This is a genomic window from Pseudomonas sp. IT-P44 (assembly GCF_949768225.1).
In the GTDB taxonomy this organism is placed as follows: Bacteria; Pseudomonadota; Gammaproteobacteria; order Pseudomonadales; family Pseudomonadaceae; genus Aquipseudomonas; species Aquipseudomonas migulae.
The window spans coordinates 220598-238646 of record NZ_CATKQM010000101.1 but is presented as its reverse complement, the minus strand read 5'-3'; the positions used below and the strand labels follow the sequence as shown (position 1 = coordinate 238646).

At 61.4% G+C, this 18049-nt stretch carries 16 protein-coding genes; 7 read left to right on the top strand and 9 right to left on the bottom strand.

The window, feature by feature from the left end; all coding sequences use genetic code 11:
- Positions 1–42: 42 nt before the first annotated feature.
- Complete coding sequence (locus ACM6IO_RS30120; RefSeq protein WP_008026181.1) at positions 43–663, bottom strand: C40 family peptidase; 621 nt, start codon at positions 661–663, stop codon at positions 43–45.
- Positions 664–913: 250 nt separating this feature from the next.
- On the opposite strand from ACM6IO_RS30120, the gene ACM6IO_RS30115 reads away from it, so the two are divergent.
- Positions 914–1345 carry an NINE protein gene (locus ACM6IO_RS30115; RefSeq protein ID WP_008026184.1) on the top strand — a complete coding sequence of 144 codons (432 nt, stop codon included), beginning with the start codon at positions 914–916 and terminating at the stop codon, positions 1343–1345.
- Positions 1346–1446: 101 nt separating this feature from the next.
- Here the strand turns inward: ACM6IO_RS30115 and ACM6IO_RS30110 are convergent, their stop codons facing one another.
- The 8 genes from ACM6IO_RS30110 to ACM6IO_RS30075 form a co-directional block, all read right to left on the bottom strand.
- Entirely contained in the window at positions 1447–2718 is a 1272-nt protein-coding gene (locus ACM6IO_RS30110) for a dihydroorotase (RefSeq protein WP_008026186.1), read from the bottom strand.
- The gene (locus ACM6IO_RS30105) at positions 2715–3719 is read right to left on the bottom strand and encodes an aspartate carbamoyltransferase catalytic subunit (RefSeq protein WP_008026189.1); all 1005 of its coding nucleotides are present in this window, start codon (positions 3717–3719) and stop codon (positions 2715–2717) included. Before ACM6IO_RS30105 ends, ACM6IO_RS30110 begins: the two co-directional genes overlap by 4 nt.
- Before the next feature lie 27 nt (positions 3720–3746).
- Entirely contained in the window at positions 3747–4250 is a 504-nt protein-coding gene (gene pyrR / locus ACM6IO_RS30100; RefSeq protein ID WP_008026190.1) for a bifunctional pyr operon transcriptional regulator/uracil phosphoribosyltransferase PyrR, read from the bottom strand.
- Positions 4251–4332: 82 nt separating this feature from the next.
- Positions 4333–4770, bottom strand: coding sequence for a Holliday junction resolvase RuvX (ruvX, locus tag ACM6IO_RS30095; RefSeq protein WP_007945492.1), 438 nt, complete (start codon positions 4768–4770; stop codon positions 4333–4335).
- The gene (locus tag ACM6IO_RS30090) at positions 4770–5342 is read right to left on the bottom strand and encodes a YqgE/AlgH family protein (protein WP_032832312.1); all 573 of its coding nucleotides are present in this window, start codon (positions 5340–5342) and stop codon (positions 4770–4772) included. Before ACM6IO_RS30090 ends, ruvX begins: the two co-directional genes overlap by 1 nt.
- A gap of 203 nt (positions 5343–5545) precedes the next feature.
- A complete protein-coding gene (locus tag ACM6IO_RS30085; RefSeq protein ID WP_008026197.1) occupies positions 5546–6445 on the bottom strand; it encodes an energy transducer TonB in 900 nt (299 codons plus the stop codon).
- A 77-nt stretch (positions 6446–6522) separates the two neighbouring features.
- Positions 6523–7476 (bottom strand): glutathione synthase, encoded by a 954-nt coding sequence (gene gshB / locus ACM6IO_RS30080; RefSeq protein ID WP_008026199.1) that lies wholly within the window; start codon positions 7474–7476, stop codon positions 6523–6525.
- A gap of 202 nt (positions 7477–7678) precedes the next feature.
- Positions 7679–7849: a hypothetical protein gene (locus ACM6IO_RS30075; protein ID WP_157214348.1), complete on the bottom strand. Its 171-nt coding sequence runs from the start codon at positions 7847–7849 to the stop codon at positions 7679–7681.
- Here ACM6IO_RS30075 and pilG point away from each other — a divergent pair.
- The 6 genes from pilG (at position 7838) to ACM6IO_RS30045 (ending at position 17910) form a co-directional block, all read left to right on the top strand.
- Positions 7838–8242 carry a twitching motility response regulator PilG gene (gene pilG / locus ACM6IO_RS30070; protein ID WP_008026200.1) on the top strand — a complete coding sequence of 135 codons (405 nt, stop codon included), beginning with the start codon at positions 7838–7840 and terminating at the stop codon, positions 8240–8242. The genes ACM6IO_RS30075 and pilG overlap by 12 nt on opposite strands.
- 58 nt (positions 8243–8300) lie before the next feature.
- Entirely contained in the window at positions 8301–8666 is a 366-nt protein-coding gene (gene pilH, locus ACM6IO_RS30065) for a twitching motility response regulator PilH (protein ID WP_007897961.1), read from the top strand.
- 10 nt (positions 8667–8676) lie between these two features.
- Complete coding sequence (locus tag ACM6IO_RS30060) at positions 8677–9210, top strand: chemotaxis protein CheW (RefSeq protein WP_008026202.1); 534 nt, start codon at positions 8677–8679, stop codon at positions 9208–9210.
- A 145-nt stretch (positions 9211–9355) separates the two neighbouring features.
- Complete coding sequence (locus tag ACM6IO_RS30055; protein ID WP_008026203.1) at positions 9356–11413, top strand: methyl-accepting chemotaxis protein; 2058 nt, start codon at positions 9356–9358, stop codon at positions 11411–11413.
- A gap of 37 nt (positions 11414–11450) precedes the next feature.
- A complete protein-coding gene (locus ACM6IO_RS30050; RefSeq protein ID WP_414912722.1) occupies positions 11451–17462 on the top strand; it encodes an Hpt domain-containing protein in 6012 nt (2003 codons plus the stop codon).
- A complete protein-coding gene (locus tag ACM6IO_RS30045; protein WP_008045056.1) occupies positions 17455–17910 on the top strand; it encodes a chemotaxis protein CheW in 456 nt (151 codons plus the stop codon). Before ACM6IO_RS30050 ends, ACM6IO_RS30045 begins: the two co-directional genes overlap by 8 nt.
- Positions 17911–18049: the final 139 nt, after the last annotated feature.

Here is an 18049-nt window from a genome sequence, read left to right as displayed (position 1 = left end):
CAGGTTCAAAGCAAAATCCCGGGTTGGGCCCGGGATTTGGAATCAGCGCTGAACAACCTGCAAGCTGTTCTTCTCTTTAGGCAGAACCCGCTTGGCAACCACGTAGTGGCTTTCCCAGTACGGTTTCTTCAAGGTGTCGATGGTCACCGACTTGCCACGGCGTGGTGCGTGGATGAAGCGGTCGTTGCCCAGGTAGATGGCAACGTGATTGACCCGGCGGCTCTTGATGTTGAAGAAAATCAGGTCGCCCGGCTTCAGGTCGCCGCGTTCGACTTTCTCGCCATGACCGCTGGCCATGGCGTTCGAAGTGCGCGGCAGGTCAAACGTGGCGTCGTTGAACGCGTATTTCACCAGGCCGCTGCAATCGAACCCTTTACTTGGGCTGCTGCCGCCCCAACGGTAAGGTGTACCGAGGACGTTGACGGCACGGCTCAGCACATTGCTGCTTTCCTTGGTCGCCATCGGCGGGACAAGCTTGCTGTTGGCTTTGCTCAGCGAGGTCGGTTGCTTGGCAGTTTGTTTGTTTTTGCTCGAAGGAGCAGAAACATGGGATTTTGGGGTGTAACCATTAACGTTAGGAAGACGTTGCTCACGATTGGTGGCGTGGGCGGCCAGTGGCATCAAAAGGCAAATGGTTAGCCATGTCTTGAAAAATGGACGCATTAGGCAAGGCTCGTGTTGGTTAGCGCGAAACTTTATAACAGCTTTTTTTGTCATTCCGAGGCCGTTGGTCGATTCAACCTGGCGGTCAACGGAGTCCAATACGCGGCAAATAGACGCAATTGTCGGACAGAAGTCAGGTGCTATAAGGGTTTGACGGGAGACACGGTAGCATTTGCCATACGTCGGCCACCTGTAAAAAAGTCACAAAGAATTCAAGAATATTTATCTATCGTGTGATTCGAGGCCATTCATGAACACCTATCGACACCCCGTTCCACATCAAGATACCCACAGCAAAGTGATCGGTTACCTGCTGTGGATTTTCGGTTTTACCGGCGCTCACCGCTTTTATTACGGTAAGCCGGTGACCGGGACGATCTGGTTTTTCACCCTGGGTTTACTGGGTATCGGCTGGCTGATCGACGTGTTCCTGATCCCGGCCATGGACCGTGAAGCGGACCTGCGTTTCACCGCCGGGCCTATCGAATACAACGTTGCGTGGATTCTGCTGACGTTTCTGGGCGTGTTCGGCGTGCACCGGATGTATCAGGGGAAGTGGATCAGCGGGTTGCTGTACCTGGTGACGGGCGGGTTGTTCTTTCTGGGGGTTTTGTATGACTTCTGGACGCTGAATGACCAGGTTTCCGTGCGTAACGCGCAGAATCGCGGCACCTTTCAGTAAGCCTTCGCGAGCAAGCCCGCTCCCACATTCGACCGCATTCCTTTGGGGGAACTCGGTCAACTGTGGGAGCGGGCTTGCTCGCGAATGCAGGCAACGCGGTCTTAAGCCTGGTGGCTAATCCGCCCATCCACCAGCGTGTAACGCACCACACCCGGCAAGCTATGCCCAATGAACGGGCAGTTCTCACCCTTGGACAGCCAGGTTTCACCGGCCACGGTCGAAGCCGCCGGATCGAACAGCACGATATCCGCCGCACCACCCACCGCCAGTTTCCCCGCCGGCAAGCGCAAGGCTTGCGCAGGCCCGGCACTCAGGCGTGCCAGCAACGTCGGCAGATCGAGCAAACCGTCTTCCACCAGCGTCATCGCCAGCGGCAGCAACAGTTCAACGCTGCTTATTCCCGGCTCAGTCGCACCAAACGGCGCCAGTTTGGCGTCCCGTTCATGGGGCTGGTGATGACTGGAAATCGCCGAAACCACCCCGGACTTCACCGCCTCACGCAAGCCATCGCGGTCGGCGCGGGTGCGCAGCGGCGGCTGGACGTGATAGAGGCTGCTGAAGTCGATCAGCGCTTCATCGGTCAGGATCAGCTGGTACAGGGCGACATCAGCCGTCACCGGCAATCCACGCGCCTGGGCCTGAGCAATCAGGGCTACACCGCGAGCGCTGGTCAGCTGGCTGAAGTGCGCACGCACGCCACTTTGCTCGACCAGCAACAGATCACGGGCCAGCGCTACGGTTTCTGCGGTTTCCGGAATACCCGGCAAGCCGAGGAAACTGGCGGTCGGACCTTCATGCGCCAAGCCACCTTCGGCCAGATCATGGTCCTGCGAGTTGAAAATCACCGTCAGGTCAAAGGTCGCCGCGTACTCCAGCGCCCGGCACAGGGTGCGGGTGTTGCGGAAGCTTTCCAGGCCGTTGCCGAAGGCCACGCAACCGGCATCGCGCAACGCCACGAGCTCGGCCAGTTGCTCGCCGTCCAGGCCTTTGCTCAGGGCGCCAATCGGGAACACCTTGGTATTGCCGGCCTCGCGGGCGCGGTCGAGGATCAGTTCGGCCACGGCCGAGGTGTCCAGCACCGGTTTGGTTTTCGGCGGGCAGCACAGGCTGGTCACGCCACCGGCAGCGGCGGCGCGGGTTTCGCTGACGATCGAACCTTTGCGGCTGTAACCTGGCTCGCGCAGGGCGACGTTCAGGTCAACCAGCCCCGGTGCGGCCACCAGGCCTTGAGCGTCGATGGTATCGACGGCAACAAAACCGGCGGGTGCGGCGCCAAGGGCGACGATCTTGCAGGCTTCGATGTGGATATCAGTCACTTGATCCAGCCCGCTGACTGGATCGATCACGCGGGCGCCGAGAATGCTGAGCTTCACTGAACGTTCTCCTGCTCGAATTGGCGCTGGGCAGTCTGCCCGCTCATGGCCATGGACAGCACGGCCATACGAATCGCGATGCCGTAGGTTACCTGGTTGAGAATCACCGAATGCGGACCATCGGCCACCGCCGACTCAATCTCGACTCCCCGGTTGATCGGCCCTGGGTGCATGACGATGCAGTCCGGTTTGGCCCCGGCCAGGCGCGCGGTGGTCAGGCCGAACAGGCGGTAGAACTCGCCTTCGCTCGGCAGCAGGCCGCCAGTCATGCGTTCGCGTTGCAGGCGCAACATGATCACCACGTCGACGTCTTTCAGGCCTTCGGTCATGTCGGTGTAGACCTTCACGCCGTATTGCTCGATGCCGATCGGCAGCAGGGTTTTCGGCGCGATCACGCGGATGTCCGGGCAGCCGAGGGTTTTCAGCGCCAGCATGTTCGAGCGCGCTACCCGCGAGTGCAGGATGTCGCCGACGATGGCCACGGAAAGGTTTTCGAAGCTGCCCTTGTGCCGGCGGATCGTCAGCATGTCGAGCATGCCTTGGGTCGGGTGCGCGTGACGGCCGTCGCCGCCGTTGATGATCGCCACTTGCGGGCACACGTGTTCGGCGATGAAGTGCGCGGCGCCGGAATCACCGTGGCGCACGACGAACATGTCGGCGGCCATGGCTTCCAGGTTGCGCAGGGTGTCGAGCAGGGTTTCGCCCTTGCTCGCCGACGATGTCGAGACGTTGAGGGTGATCACGTCCGCCGACAAGCGCTGGGCCGCCAGTTCGAAGGTGGTGCGGGTGCGGGTGGAGTTCTCGAAGAACACGTTGCACACGGTCTTGCCGCGCAGCAACGGGACTTTCTTCACTGCCCGGGCGCCGACTTCGAGGAACGAGTCGGCGGTGTCGAGGATTTCCGTCAGCAGCTCACGGCGCAAACCGTCGAGCGAGAGGAAGTGGCGCAGCTGGCCCTGATCATTGAGCTGCAGCGGGCGCTTGGTTTCTAGAGGCGTCATCGCGAGGGGGACTCTCAATAGGGCGAATTAAAGGGCGAGGTCTTGCAGTTCGAGCTTGAGTTCCGGGCCGGACAGCTTCACGCGCTCGTGGGCGGCCAGCGACAAAGTCGCGCCGACCACGTTCGGGCGGATCGGCAGTTCGCCGGCGTCCAGGTCCAGCAGGCACACCAGCGTCACGCTGGCCGGGCGGCCGTAGTCGAAGAGTTCGTTCATCGCGGCGCGGATGGTGCGGCCGCTCATGAGTACGTCGTCGATCAGCACCAGGTCCTGGCCTTCGATCTCGAACGGCAGCGCCGAAGGGCGCACCTGCGGGTGCAGGCCGTTCTGGCTGAAATCGTCACGGTAGAAAGACACGTCCAGTGTGCCGAGCGGCGCGTCGCTGCCCAGTTCTTCGAGCAACGCCTGGGCAACCCAGACGCCGCCGGTACGAATACCGATGTAGCGCGGTTCGCTGATGCCACGGTGTTCCAGATGTGCCTTGAGACGGATCGCCATCTGGCTGATCAGTTCGGCGGGATTGGGCAGGCTCATGGTTGCTCCTTCTTGGGCCCGGGCCGGGTGCTGCTGGCGGTGGCTCGGGTTGTCGCTATAGAGAGTCGCTTGTTACGGCTCTTCAGGATTCGAACAGTGCGCTGTTTTCATCGAGCCAGCCTTGCAGCAGCAGGGCGGCGGCGATGGCGTCGACCGGGTTGTCGCGGTAACTGCCCTTTTGCCCGCCGCGATCACGTCGTTCGCCCTTGGCTTCAAACGTGGTCAGGCGTTCATCGTGGGTATAGAAGGGCAGGTTGTAGCGGCCGTTGAGTCGGCGGGCGAACTTCTCGGCGCGCAGGCACATGTCGCTGGGCGTGCCATCCATATTCAACGGCAGGCCGACCACCACGGCATCGGGTTTCCACTCTTTGATCAGCGCTTCGACCTGATTCCAGTCGGGCACGCCGTTTTGTGCCTTCAAGGTGCACAGCTCGCGGGCCTGGCCGGTAATCACCTGGCCGACTGCCACGCCGATCTGTTTGGTGCCGTAGTCGAAACCCAGAATCAGCCGCAGGGCCATCAGGCGTGTCCTGCCTGGCTGGTGAGCAGGCTGAGGTTGACGCCCAGGTGCTTGGCCGCTGCTTCGAGGCGCAGTTCGCTGCTGGTGTTGAACAGGATGTCGGCATCGAACGGGCAGGTCAGCCAGGCGTTCTGCGCCAGTTCGGCCTCAAGCTGCCCGGCTTCCCAGCCTGCGTAACCGAGGGCGATCAGGCTTTTTGCCGGACCGACGCCATCGGCGATGGCGAACAATACGTCCTGGGAGGTAGACAACGAGAGGTCACCTTCCAGATCAACGGTCGCCTGAAATTGCTTGCCCGACGGGTGCAGGACAAAACCGCGATCGGTCTGCACCGGGCCGCCGATGAAGATCGGCACATGCTGGCAGAGCAGCGGTGGCTCGATATTGGGGCGCAATTGCTCGAGGATATCGGCCAGGTTCAGGTCTTGCGGACGGTTGACCACCAGCCCCATGGCACCATTGGCCGTGTGCTCGACGATGTAGGTCAAGGTGTGGGCAAAGTTCGGGTCGGCCATGTGAGGCATGGCGATCAGGAAGTGATGCTTGAGGTAGCTTGGGCTGACGTTCTTCATGAGCGCTAGTGTGGCGTTGGAGGGGCGAACTGACAAGCTGGGGATGCACAGGAAATGCCTGCGTGGGTGTCTTTTTGATGTCTGTTTGCTTGAGGGCCTCTTCGCGGGCAAGCCTCGCTCCTACAGGTTTTGCATGTTCCGCAAACCTGTAGGAGCGAGGCTTGCCCGCGAAGGCGTCGGTCAAAACAACCGCAATCCTTCGGTCAGTTGCTGGAGAGGCGATCCCCGCGCGCAAATTTCCAGGTGCGGATGATTTCCAGTCGGTCGATGTCCGACAAATCCCCGGTAAACGGCGAAAACGGCGCAGCCAGCCGCACAATTCGCTGCGCTGCCTGATCCAGCAGCGGTTGCCCGGACGACTCCAGTACCAAGACTTCAAAGAGCGAGCCGTCGCGGTTGATCGAGACCATCAAGCGCAAATTGCCGTAAATCTGTTTACGCCGCGCTTCATCCGGATAATTGAGGTTACCGATGCGCTCGACCTTTTTGCGCCACTCATCCTTATACCAGGCGCCTTTGTCGCGCATGGTCGAGGCCGCGCTCAGGCGGTGGATGCGCGGGCGCTTGGCGTACAGCTGTTGTTCGTTGGCCAGTTCCGCTTCGAGGCTGGCGATGTCGCTGGACAGCTGTTCACTGTCGAACGTCGGCGCGGCGATGGCGGGTTTGGTGGCAGGTTTGGGCTCTTCGGTCTTGGCCGCGGCTTTCTTCGGCTTCGGCGCGACGGTGGTCACGGCAGCCTTGGGCGCTGCTTCCTGGACTTCAGGCTTGGCGGCTGGTGGTGGCGTGACTTTTTGCACCTTGTTGTCCTGGAACGGCGCGACCTCGGTGGTCTTGGGAATCGCCTTTTTATCCAGGGTGCCGCTGCCTTCCTGATTTTCCTGCGCGAGAAAGTCGGCCTTCGCCGGTTTCTTTTCGCTTTTGAAGGTGGCGAGGGTGATTTCCAGGGTTTTGCTGATTTGCTTGGGCTCGACCATCGTAAAGCCGACGCCCAACAGCAAGGCCAGGTGAATCAACGCCGCGAGAAACAGGGTAAATCCGAGGCGATCGGCCGGGCGCACGCCACGATGGGCGAGTTCAGCGGGCAGATCGGACGGAAGTGTCATGACAAGAAAACCAACATCGCGTTTTTCAGAGGCCGCGCATGATAGCGCAATGTTGGTTTCATCTTGGGTGTTCTATATCAACGGGCCTTGAGCTTCTGATCGATGGCATCCATCAACAGGCCGCCGATGTCGGTGCCGAACGCGTTATCAATCTCGCGAATGCAGGTCGGGCTGGTGACGTTGATTTCCGTCAGGTGCTCGCCGATCACGTCCAGACCCACGAACAGCAGGCCTTTCTCGCGCAGGGTCGGGCCGACCTGGGCAGCGATCCAGCGATCCTTGTCGCTCAACGGACGGGCTTCGCCACGACCACCGGCGGCGAGGTTGCCGCGGGTTTCGCCGGCCGCCGGAATCCGCGCCAGGCAATAATCTACCGGCTCGCCGTCGATCATCAGGATGCGTTTGTCGCCGTCCTTGATCGCCGGCAGGTACGCCTGGCCCATGATCTGCTGGGTGCCCAGCGCGGTCAGGGTTTCCAGGATCACCGACAGGTTCGGGTCACCTGCGCGGTGACGGAAAATCGAGGTGCCGCCCATGCCGTCCAGCGGCTTGAGGATCACATCGCCATGTTTGGCGGCGAACTCACGCAGCACGTCGGCGCGGCGGCTGACCACGGTCGGCGGCGTGCATTGCGGGAACAATGTGGCGAACAGTTTTTCATTGCAGTCACGCAGGCTCTGCGGCTTGTTGACCACCAGCACGCCCGCGCGCTCGGCTTGCTCGAGCAGATAAGTGGAGTAGACGAACTCCATGTCGAACGGCGGATCCTTGCGCATCAGGATCACGTCCAGATCGCTCAGCAGCGCGTCGGTCTCGTCTTCCAGCTCGAACCATTTTTCCGGGTTGGCGAAAACTTTCAGCGGCCGCATCCGCGCCCGGGCTTCACCTTCGCCTTGATACAAGTCGCGCTGTTCCATATAGAACAGTTCCCAGCCGCGCTTCTGTGCGGCCAGCAGCATGGCCAGCGAGCTATCCTTTTTATAGGAGATGCTGGCAATGGGATCCATGACAATCCCGACGCGAACGCTCATGGGTTTTTCCTCTGAAGTGGGGGAGGCCTATGTAAGTCCCCTGTAGGAGCGAGCCTGCTCGCGATGGACTTCAGGACACCGCGCTTATCCTGCTGGCACGCGTCATCGTTGACGACCATCGCGAGCAGGCTCGCTCCCACAAAAGATCAATCCAAAGGACCGTATAAAAGTGGCGTCAGAGTGGCGCTGAGTGTGTTCCCGGTCAAGGAAAAACCACTTCAAAGGACGCCCGATAGATTGCATTTGGAGACTGTGCTAAAAAGGCTGCCATGTCGTGCTGGCCCTTGAGTATCAAGGGTTTCAAGCCGCCGGTAACCGGAAAACGGACAATTTGATTCGCAAAGGCGACGGTAGAGCATTTATGGGCCAGCATTCCAGCGCCTTGAAGGTCATGGTGATCGACGATTCGAAGACGATTCGTCGCACCGCCGAAACGCTGTTGAAGAATGTGGGTTGTGAAGTCATTACGGCCATCGATGGTTTCGATGCGCTGGCGAAGATTGCCGATCATCATCCCGGCATCATCTTTGTCGACATCATGATGCCGCGTCTGGATGGCTATCAGACCTGCGCTTTAATCAAGAACAACAGTGCGTTCAAGTCCACGCCAGTGATCATGTTGTCGTCCAAGGACGGGTTGTTCGACAAGGCCAAGGGGCGCATCGTCGGCTCCGACCAGTTTTTGACCAAGCCTTTCAGCAAGGAAGAACTGCTTAACGCGATCCAGGCCCATGTACCGGGCTTCGCCGCCGTTTTGCCGCAGTAGGACACGCACAGTGACGCTCGGCCAGCGGGCCCGGCGTCGACAAGAAATGGGGAAAACCATGGCACGTATTCTGATCGTCGATGATTCGCCGACCGAAATGTACAAACTGACCGGCATGCTGGAAAAGCACGGTCATGAAGTGTTGAAAGCCGAAAACGGCGCCGACGGCGTGGCCCTGGCCCGTCAGGAAAAACCCGACGCCGTGCTGATGGACATCGTCATGCCCGGCCTCAACGGTTTCCAGGCGACCCGTCAGTTGACCAAAGACCCGGAAACCGGGCACATCCCGGTGATCATCATCACCACCAAGGATCAGGAAACCGACAAGGTCTGGGGCACGCGCCAGGGCGCCAAGGATTACCTGACCAAACCGGTCGACGAAGACACCCTGATCAAAACCCTGAACAACGTGCTGGCCGGTTGATCACCCGACCATGACCGAGTCGTTGACCGCCTTCGAACTGCTGCTGCAGATCGACCAGCGCTGTCGTCTGCTGGCGGCGGATCTGCCGTCGCAGCCAACCCGACAGGACAGTTGGAGCGGCATCGGTTTTCGTTTGGGCGAGGCGTGGTACGTCGCGCCGATGGGTGAAGTCAGCGAAGTCCTGCATGAACCGCGCTTCACCCAGTTGCCGGGGGTCAAGCCTTGGGTCAAGGGCGTGGCCAACCTGCGTGGGCGCTTGTTGCCGATGATGGATTTGAGTGCCTTCTTCGGGCACGAGTTGTCGGCGGTGCGCAAGCAGCGGCGGGTGCTGGTGGTGGAGCATAACGAGGTGTTTGCCGGGTTGATGGTCGATGAGGTTTTCGGCCTTCAGCACTTTGCCCAGGACAGTCTGGAGCCGGTGGATAACTTGAGTGGCCCGATTGCACCGTTCATCAAGGGCCGGTTTCAACGCGAGCAGAATTGGCAGGTGTTCAGCCCGTTTGCGCTGGTGCGGTCGCAAAGCTTCATGCATGTAGCGCTGTAAACGCGGCAACGCCGATCCTGTAGGAGCGAGGCTTGCCCGCGAAGAACGATAACGCGGTATTCCTGCAAGACCGCTTCGCCTGCTTCGCGGGCAAGCCTCGCTCCTACAGGGGCTTGGGTGAATTGGGTAGTACAGGCGAGGACCGATGATAAAAGCTAAAACAGGCAAGCCAGAAGGATCGCGCAGCCGCTCGCAGATCATCGCGCTGTTCATCGCGCTGATTGTCTTCATCATGCTGCTGTTCGCCAACTTCGCTTACCTCAACACCCAGGCCTCGTACGATAAACAGTACATCGGCCACGCCGGTGAGCTGCGCGTGCTGTCCCAGCGCATCGCCAAAAACGCCACTGAGGCCGCTGCCGGCAAGGCTGCGGCGTTCAAGTTGCTCAGCGATGCGCGCAACGATTTTGCCCAGCGATGGGGCTATCTGAAGAAAGGCGACCCTTCCACCGGGCTGCCGCCGGCACCGTCCGCCGTGCGCCCGGAAATGCGCGCCGTGCAACTGGATTGGGAGCGCGTGCTGAAAAACACCGACGCGATCCTTTCCAGCGAACAGACGGTTTTGTCGCTGCATCAAGTCGCCGCCACCCTCGCTGAAACCGTGCCGCAGTTGCAGGTCGAGTACGAAAAAGTCGTCGAAATTCTCCTGCAGCGCGGCGCGCCCGCCGCTCAGGTGGCGATGGCCCAGCGTCAGTCGTTGTTGGCCGAACGTATCCTCGGTGCGGTAAACACTGTGCTGTCCGGCGACGAGAATTCGCAACAGGCCGCCGACGCGTTTGGCCGTGACGCCGCGCGTTTCGGCCTGGTGCTCACGGGCATGCTCCAGGGCAACCCTGCACTGAAAGTCAGCCAGGTCGAAGACCACGATGCTCGTGCCCGCTTGATCGAGATTTCCGAGCTGTTCGAATTCGTCTCGGGTTCGGTGGATGAAATCCTCGAAACCTCGCCGGAACTGTTCAAGGTCCGCGAATCGGCGACCAACATATTCAGCCTGTCGCAAACCCTGCTCGACGAAGCCTCGCACCTGGCCTCCGGGTTCGAAAACCTCGCCAGCGGGCGCAATACAGACACCATTGGTGGCTACGTGCTGGGTCTGGCGGCGCTGATGTCGATCATCCTTATCGGGATGGTGATGGTGCGCGAAACCAATCGTCAGTTGCGCGAAACCGCCGAGAAGAACGAGCGCAACCAGAATGCGATCATGCGCCTGCTCGACGAGATCGAAGACCTGGCCGACGGCGACCTGACCGTGACCGCTTCGGTGACCGAAGATTTCACCGGGACCATCGCCGATTCGATCAACTATTCCGTGGACCAGCTGCGCGATCTGGTGGCGACGATCAACCTCACCGCCGGTCAGGTCGCCGCCGCCGTGCAGGAAACCCAGGCCACTGCCATGCACCTGGCGCAGGCCTCGGAGCATCAGGCGCAACAAATCAGCGAAGCCTCCACCGCGATCAACGACATGGCGCAGTCCATCGATCAGGTGTCGGCCAACGCCGCCGAATCCTCGGCGGTGGCCGAGCGCTCGGTGGAAATCGCCAACAAGGGCAACGAGGTGGTGCACAACACCATCCACGGCATGGACAACATTCGCGAGCAGATCCAGGACACCGCCAAGCGCATCAAGCGCTTGGGCGAGTCTTCGCAAGAGATCGGCGACATTGTCAGCCTGATCGATGACATTGCCGACCAGACCAACATTCTTGCACTCAACGCCGCGATCCAGGCCTCCATGGCCGGTGATGCCGGGCGCGGTTTTGCGGTGGTGGCCGACGAGGTGCAACGGTTGGCCGAGCGCTCGTCCGCCGCGACGCGGCAGATCGAAACCTTGGTGCGGGCGATCCAGGCCGACACCAACGAAGCGGTGATTTCCATGGAGCAGACCACCACCGAAGTGGTGCGTGGCGCGCGTCTGGCGCAGGATGCCGGTGTGGCTCTGGAAGAAATCGAAGGCGTGTCGAAAACCCTCGCGGCGTTGATCCAGAGTATTTCCAACGCGGCACAACAGCAGACGTCTTCGGCCGGGCAGATTTCCCTGACGATGAACGTGATCCAGCAGATCACCACGCAGACCTCGTCCGGTTCCACCGCTACGGCCGAGAGCATCGGCAACCTGGCGAAAATGGCCAGCCAGCTGCGACGTTCGGTGTCCGGTTTCACCTTGCCGGCCGCCAAGGCGCAGACTGTGGATAAAGTGTGAGGCGCCCGAGGGCGTTCGAACGATGAACGGAGTGGTTATGGGTGATCGGCACGACTATGTGGCCCTTGAGTGGGTCAAAGGCGAGATTGCCGAAACACTGAAAGTGGCTCACCAGGCGATTGAAACGTTGCTTGATGACCCTCAGGCGACGCACGCCCTCAGTGAATGCCTGGCGTGCATCCATCAGGTTCACGGCAGCTTGCAGATGGTCGAGTTCTACGGCGCGGCCCTGCTCGCCGAAGAAATGGAACAACTGACCGCCGCCTTGCAGCAGAACCGCGTCATTCATCGTGACGAAGCGATCCACTTGTTGCTGCAAGCGATCGGTCAATTGCCGATCTATCTCGACCGCGTACAAGGCGCGCGCCGCGACCTGCCGCTGGTGGTGTTGCCGTTGATCAACGACCTGCGCAGTGCCCGTGGCGAAAGCCTGTTATCGGAAACCAGCCTGTTCACCCCGCAATTACCGGACTTGCCGCCACTGGATGACGAGGCGCTGGCGTTGCTGGAGCCGGCGGACCTGCCGAACGTGCTGCGCAAATTGCGCCAGATGTTGCAGATGGCCCTGGTCGGGTTGCTGCGCGAACAGGATGACGACACCCATCTCGGTTACCTGAGCACCGTATTTTCACGCCTCGAAGGACTGTGCGGGAATGCGCCGCTGAGCCCTTTGTGGCACGTTGCCTCGGCGCTGGTCGAAGGCATGCGCGGCGGCTCGATCGCCAACAGCCCGGCCCTGCGCAGCCTGTTCAAGGACGCCGACAAAGAACTCAAGCGCCTGCTTGAGCAGGGCATGTCCGCGATCAATCAGCCGGCACCGCCGGAGTTGCTCAAGAGTTTGCTGTTTTACATCGCCAAAGCCGAACACCCCACCGGGCAGATGCTGACCATGAAAGATCGCTATGGACTGGACGATGCGCTGCCTGACAGCGCGATGGTCGACGAAGAACGGGCACGGCTGGCCGGCCCAGATCGTGATGCCATGCGCTCGGTGCTGGCCGCGCTGTGCGAAGAACTGGTGCGGGTCAAGGAACGCCTTGACCTGTTCGTGCGCAGCGACCGCCAGCATGCCTCGGACCTCGATAGCTTGCTGGCGCCCTTGCGGCAAATCGCCGACACCCTGGCGGTGCTCGGTTTCGGCCAGCCGCGCAAGGTCATCATCGATCAGCTTGCGGTGGTGTTGAGCCTCGCTCAGGGGCAACGCGAACCCAACGACGCGATCCTGATGGATGTCGCCGGCGCCTTGCTCTACGTCGAGGCGACGCTCGCGGGGATGGTCGGCACGGTCGAGCCGGAGAGCCAGGAAGACAGCCGCCTGCCGACCACCGACCTGACGCAGATCCACCAGATTGTGATCAAGGAAGCACGCATCTGCCTGCAACAGGCCAAGGACATGATCGTCGACTACATCGACGCCGACTGGGACCGCCAGCATTTGCAACCGTTGCCGGCCTTGCTCACCCAGGTGCGCGGCGCGCTGGCGATGATCCCGCTGAGCCGTGGGGCGAGCCTGATCGACGCCTGCAACCACTTTATCCGCGAGCATCTGCTGCTGGAGCCGGACCAGCCTGGCTGGCAGGCGCTGGACAGCCTGGCCGACGTCATCACCAGCATCGAGTATTACCTTGAACGCCTGAGCGACGACGCTGAAGCGTCCGGTGAACAATTGCTCGACGTTGCGGAAAAGAGCCTGGCAGCGCTCGGCTTTTTCCCCAGCGAACACAATGTCCCTGTGCTGGATGAAGTGCTAAGCCCGAGTGAGGCGCAGGTGATGCAGGACCAGCAGGAACTGGACGATCCCGACGTCGTCCAGACCCTGGCCGATGTCCTCGCCAACCCGGTGTCGGCGGTCAATCCACCCGCCCTGAATACGCCGGGCAGCCTGTTGCCACCGCCTCCGGGTGAAGAACCGGTGGACGATGAACTGCGCGAAGTCTTCCTCGAAGAAACTGACGAGGTCCTGGAAATCCTCCGGGAATACTTGCCGCGCTGGGCGGCCAACCCCGAGAGCGAATCGACCCTGGGCGAACTGCGCCGAGCTTTCCACACCCTCAAAGGCAGTGGCCGGATGGTGCGCGCGCTGGTGCTGGGTGAGCTGGCGTGGGCCGTGGAAAACCTGCTCAACCGCGTGCTGGAGCGCAGCGTTGAGCCGGGGCAGGCGGTGCAGCAACTGCTCGGCGATGTGCTGAACCTGCTGCCGGAACTGGTGGCTGAATTTGCCGGCAATGCTCAGCGACAGCGCAACGACGTCGACCAATTGGCCGCCCGTGCCCACGCGCTCGCCAAGGGTGACAAGCCGTTGGCCGATGAGGACGTGCAGGATGTCGCCGCCCTCGATCCGTTGCTGCTGGAGATCTTCCGCAACGAAGCCGAAACCCATCTGGCCAGCCTCAACCGCTTCCTCGATCAGGCCGCCGAACATGTGCCGTTGCAGGCCAGCGACGAACTGCAACGTGCCTTGCACACGCTCAAAGGCAGCGCCTCGATGGCCGGCGTGTTGCCGATTGCCGAGCTGGCGACGCCGCTGGACAAACTGGCCCGTGAATACAAGGCGCACCTGATCGCGCTGGACCTCGACGAAGTCGAACTGCTGCTGGAGGCCGAAGGCGTGTTCCGCGTCGGGCTGCGACAGCTCAAGGTCGATCCGTTGGCCGAGATTCCCGGGGCCCGTTCGTTGATCGAAAGAACCCAGGCGCTGCTGGCTGAACGCCTGGAAGCCCTGTTGAGCACGCCGAGCATGGCGCTCAGAACCAAGCGCGATCCGCAGTTGATCAACAATTTCCTGGCCCAGGGCATGGACATCCTGCTGGACGCCGAAAGCCTGTTGCAGCGTTGGCAGCAGCACCCCGGTGAACGTCAGGAACTCAGCGCACTGTTGGATGAATTGACCACCCTCGGCGAAGGCGCGCACCTGGCCGATCTGCATCCGGTGGATGAGCTCTGTGAAGCCTTGCTCGATCTCTACGGCGCTGTGGAAGAAAGCAGCCTGGCGGTCAGCGACCGGTTTTTCCACGAGGCGCAAAGTGCCCACGAAGCGCTGATCAACATGCTCGACGAACTCGCGGCCGGTCAGGAAGTCAGCCCGCAACCGGAGCGTATCCTGGCCTTGCGCGGCTTGCTCGATGAGAGCCTCGACCCATCGGCCATGGGCCTGATCCGCAGCGACGGCAGCCGCACCCTGAGCATTCGCGAACTGGGCGACGCCACCGCCGAACTTGAGCGCGCGCTACCCCCTGTAGGAGCCGGCTTGCTGGCGATGGATTCACAGACTCCGCGTTTATCCGATGAAAACGCGTCATCGTTAACGACCATCGCCAGCAAGCCGGCTCCTACAGAGAGCAGCGCTGTTGATCTGGACGACGAGATCGTTTCGATCTTCCTCGAAGAGGCGGTGGACATCCTCGAAAGTGCCGGTCAGGCCTTGCAGCGCTGGCTGAAAGACCCGGACAACGCCGCGCCGTTGTTGTCGTTGCAGCGGGATCTGCACACGCTCAAGGGCGGTGCGCGGATGGCCGAAGTCGAGCCGGTCGCAGGCCTCGCCCATGAGCTGGAAAGCCTTTACGAAGGGCTTGTCGATCGCCGTTACAGCCACAACGAAACCCTGGCGCAGCTGTTGCAGCAGAGCCATGACCGACTGGCGCAACTGCTTGAGCAATTGCAGCACCACAAGCCACTGGGTGATCCGGGTGAGCTGATCGAAGCCATTCGCCAGTTCCGCCAAGGCAACGCCAGTACGCCAGAAGTCGTCGAGCCTGTGCGGGCCGAGGACTCGCCGGGGCATGATCCGGAGTTGCTGGAGATCTTCCTCGAGGAAGGTTTCGACATCATCGAAAACTCCGGCGCTGCGCTGGTTCGCTGGCAGGCCGAACCTGCCAATCGTCAGGAAATGGAAACCCTGCTGCGCGATCTGCACACCCTCAAGGGCGGTGCGCGGATGGTGGAAATCGGCCCGATCGGCGACCTCGCCCATGAGCTGGAATTTCTCTACGAAGGCTTGTCCGCCGGTGTGTTGAAACCGACCGCCGCGCTGTTCGGCCTGCTGCAAAGCAGCCATGACCGACTGGCGCAGATGCTCGACGCGACCCGCGCCGGTCAGCCGTTGCCACCAGCGGATCGGCTGATCGATGCGATCAGGAATTTCAGCCATCCGGAAGTGCTGGAAACACCCGTTGCCACACCGGTTGCACCCAAGGTCGAGCCGCTTGCGCCACAAGCCGATACCGGTGCCGACATGGTCAAGGTCTCGGCGGAACTGCTCGACGATCTGGTTAACCTGGCCGGGGAAACTTCGATCTTCCGTGGCCGCATCGAACAGCAGGTCAACGATGCTCGCGTGGCGCTGAACGAAATGGAAACCACCATCGAGCGCATGCGCGACCAATTGCGCCGGCTCGATACCGAAACCCAGGGCAGGATTCTCAGCCGCCAGCAAGTCGACGCCGAACGCTCGGGCTACGAAGAATTCGACCCGCTGGAAATGGACCGTCACTCGCAGTTGCAGCAGCTGTCGCGGGCGCTGTTCGAATCCGCTTCCGACCTGCTCGACCTCAAGGAAACCCTCGACCGGCGCAATCAGGACGCGGAGAACCTGCTGCAACAGCAAGGCCGCATCAACACCGAATTGCAGGAAGGCCTGATGCGCTCGCGCATGGTGCCGTTCGAGCGGATGTTGCCGCGCTTGAAGCGCATCGTCCGCCAAGTCTCCAGCGAGCTGGGCAAGGAGGTGGAGTTCGTGGTCGGCAACGCCGAAGGCGAGATGGACCGCAACGTCCTCGAACGCATGGCCGCGCCGCTGGAACACATGCTGCGCAACGCGGTGGACCATGGTCTCGAATCCGCAGACGTGCGCATCGCGGCCGGAAAACCGGCGCAAGGGCGGATCACCCTCGACCTGTCCCGCGAGGGCGGCGACATCATTTTCGACATCCGCGACGACGGCGCCGGCGTGCCGCTGGACGCGGTGCGGCGCAAGGCAATCAAGCGCGGGCTGCTCGCCGCTGACAGCGATATCAGCGACCGCGACGTGCTGCAGTTCATCCTGCAACCGGGGTTCTCCACGGCCGAGAAAATCACCCAGATTTCCGGGCGCGGCGTGGGCATGGACGTGGTTCATGAAGAAGTCCGGCAACTCGGCGGCACGATGAGCATCGACTCTGTGGCGGGGCAGGGCGTGCATTTTCGCATTCGCCTGCCGTTCACCGTGTCGGTCAACCGGGCGCTGATGGTGCAGTGCGGTGAGGATCAATATGCGATCCCGCTGAACACCATCGACGGCATCGTGCGTGTGTTGCCCAACGAACTCGAAGGGCATTACCGGCTCGATCCGCCGACTTACAAATACGCCGGGCAGCACTATGAACTGTGTTACCTCGGTGAACTGCTGAAAACCAGCACACGCCCGAAACTGTTGGGCCAGAGCCTGCCGTTGCCGGTATTGCTGGTGCAATGCAACGAGCGCCACATCGCCGTGCAAGTCGATGCCATGGCCGGCACCCGCGAAATTGTGGTGAAAAGCCTCGGCCCACAATTTGCGGCGGTGCAGGGTTTGTCCGGGGCGACGATTCTGGGCGATGGCCGCGTGGTGCTGATTATCGATCTGCTGGCGCCGATCCGCGCGATGCAGGCGCAGGTGCCGCAGCGACGGCTGCTTCAAGACCCTGAACCCGAGCCGCACAAGCCCTTGCTGGTCATGGTGGTCGACGACTCGGTCACCGTGCGCAAGGTCACCAGTCGTTTACTCGAACGCCACGGCATGAACGTACTGACGGCCAAGGACGGCGTTGATGCCATGCTGCTGCTCGAAGACCACATGCCGGACCTGATGCTGCTGGACATCGAAATGCCGCGCATGGACGGTTTCGAAGTCGCCACCCAGGTGCGCGCCGACGAGCGACTGCAACACCTGCCGATCATCATGATCACCTCACGCACCGGCCAGAAACACCGCGACCGCGCCATGGCCATCGGCGTCAACGACTACCTCGGCAAGCCGTATCAGGAATCGGTGCTGCTCGAAAGCATCGCCCTGTGGAGCAAAACCCATGCTTGAGCATCGCACCAGCAACCTCACCGGGCTGCTGCTACCCCTGGCCGACCGCAACCTGATTTTGCCCAACGTCGCGGTAGCGGAGTTGATCGACTATCAGCCGGGGGCTTTCGATCTCGATACTCCGCCGTGGTACCTGGGGCGGGTGAGTTGGCGGGAGCGGCAGATTCCGTTGCTCAGTTTTGAGTCGGCGTGCGGCGATAAAATCGTCATTGGCGAGCGCGCGCGGATCGTGATTCTCAATGCCCTGGGCGGGCGGCCTGAGCTGAAATTTATCGCGTTGCTGGTGCAGGGGATTCCTCGTTCCTACAAGCTCGACAGTCAGCTCAGCTATGTGGATGTGCCGTTATGTGCGCTGGAACAGGCGGCGGTGCAGGTGGGCGATCAAGTGGCCAAGGTGCCTGACTTGCTGGCGCTGGAGGAGTTGCTTGTGAGTGCCGGGTTGACCTGACTGGCCCCTTCGCGGGCAAGCCTCGCTCCTACAATGGATCGGGGCGCACACAAAACCCCTGTAGGAGCGAGGCTTGCCCGCGAAGGCGTCTGTCCTGCCAACCATTACCCTGACCGTAACGATCCGTCTCTCTGCTTGA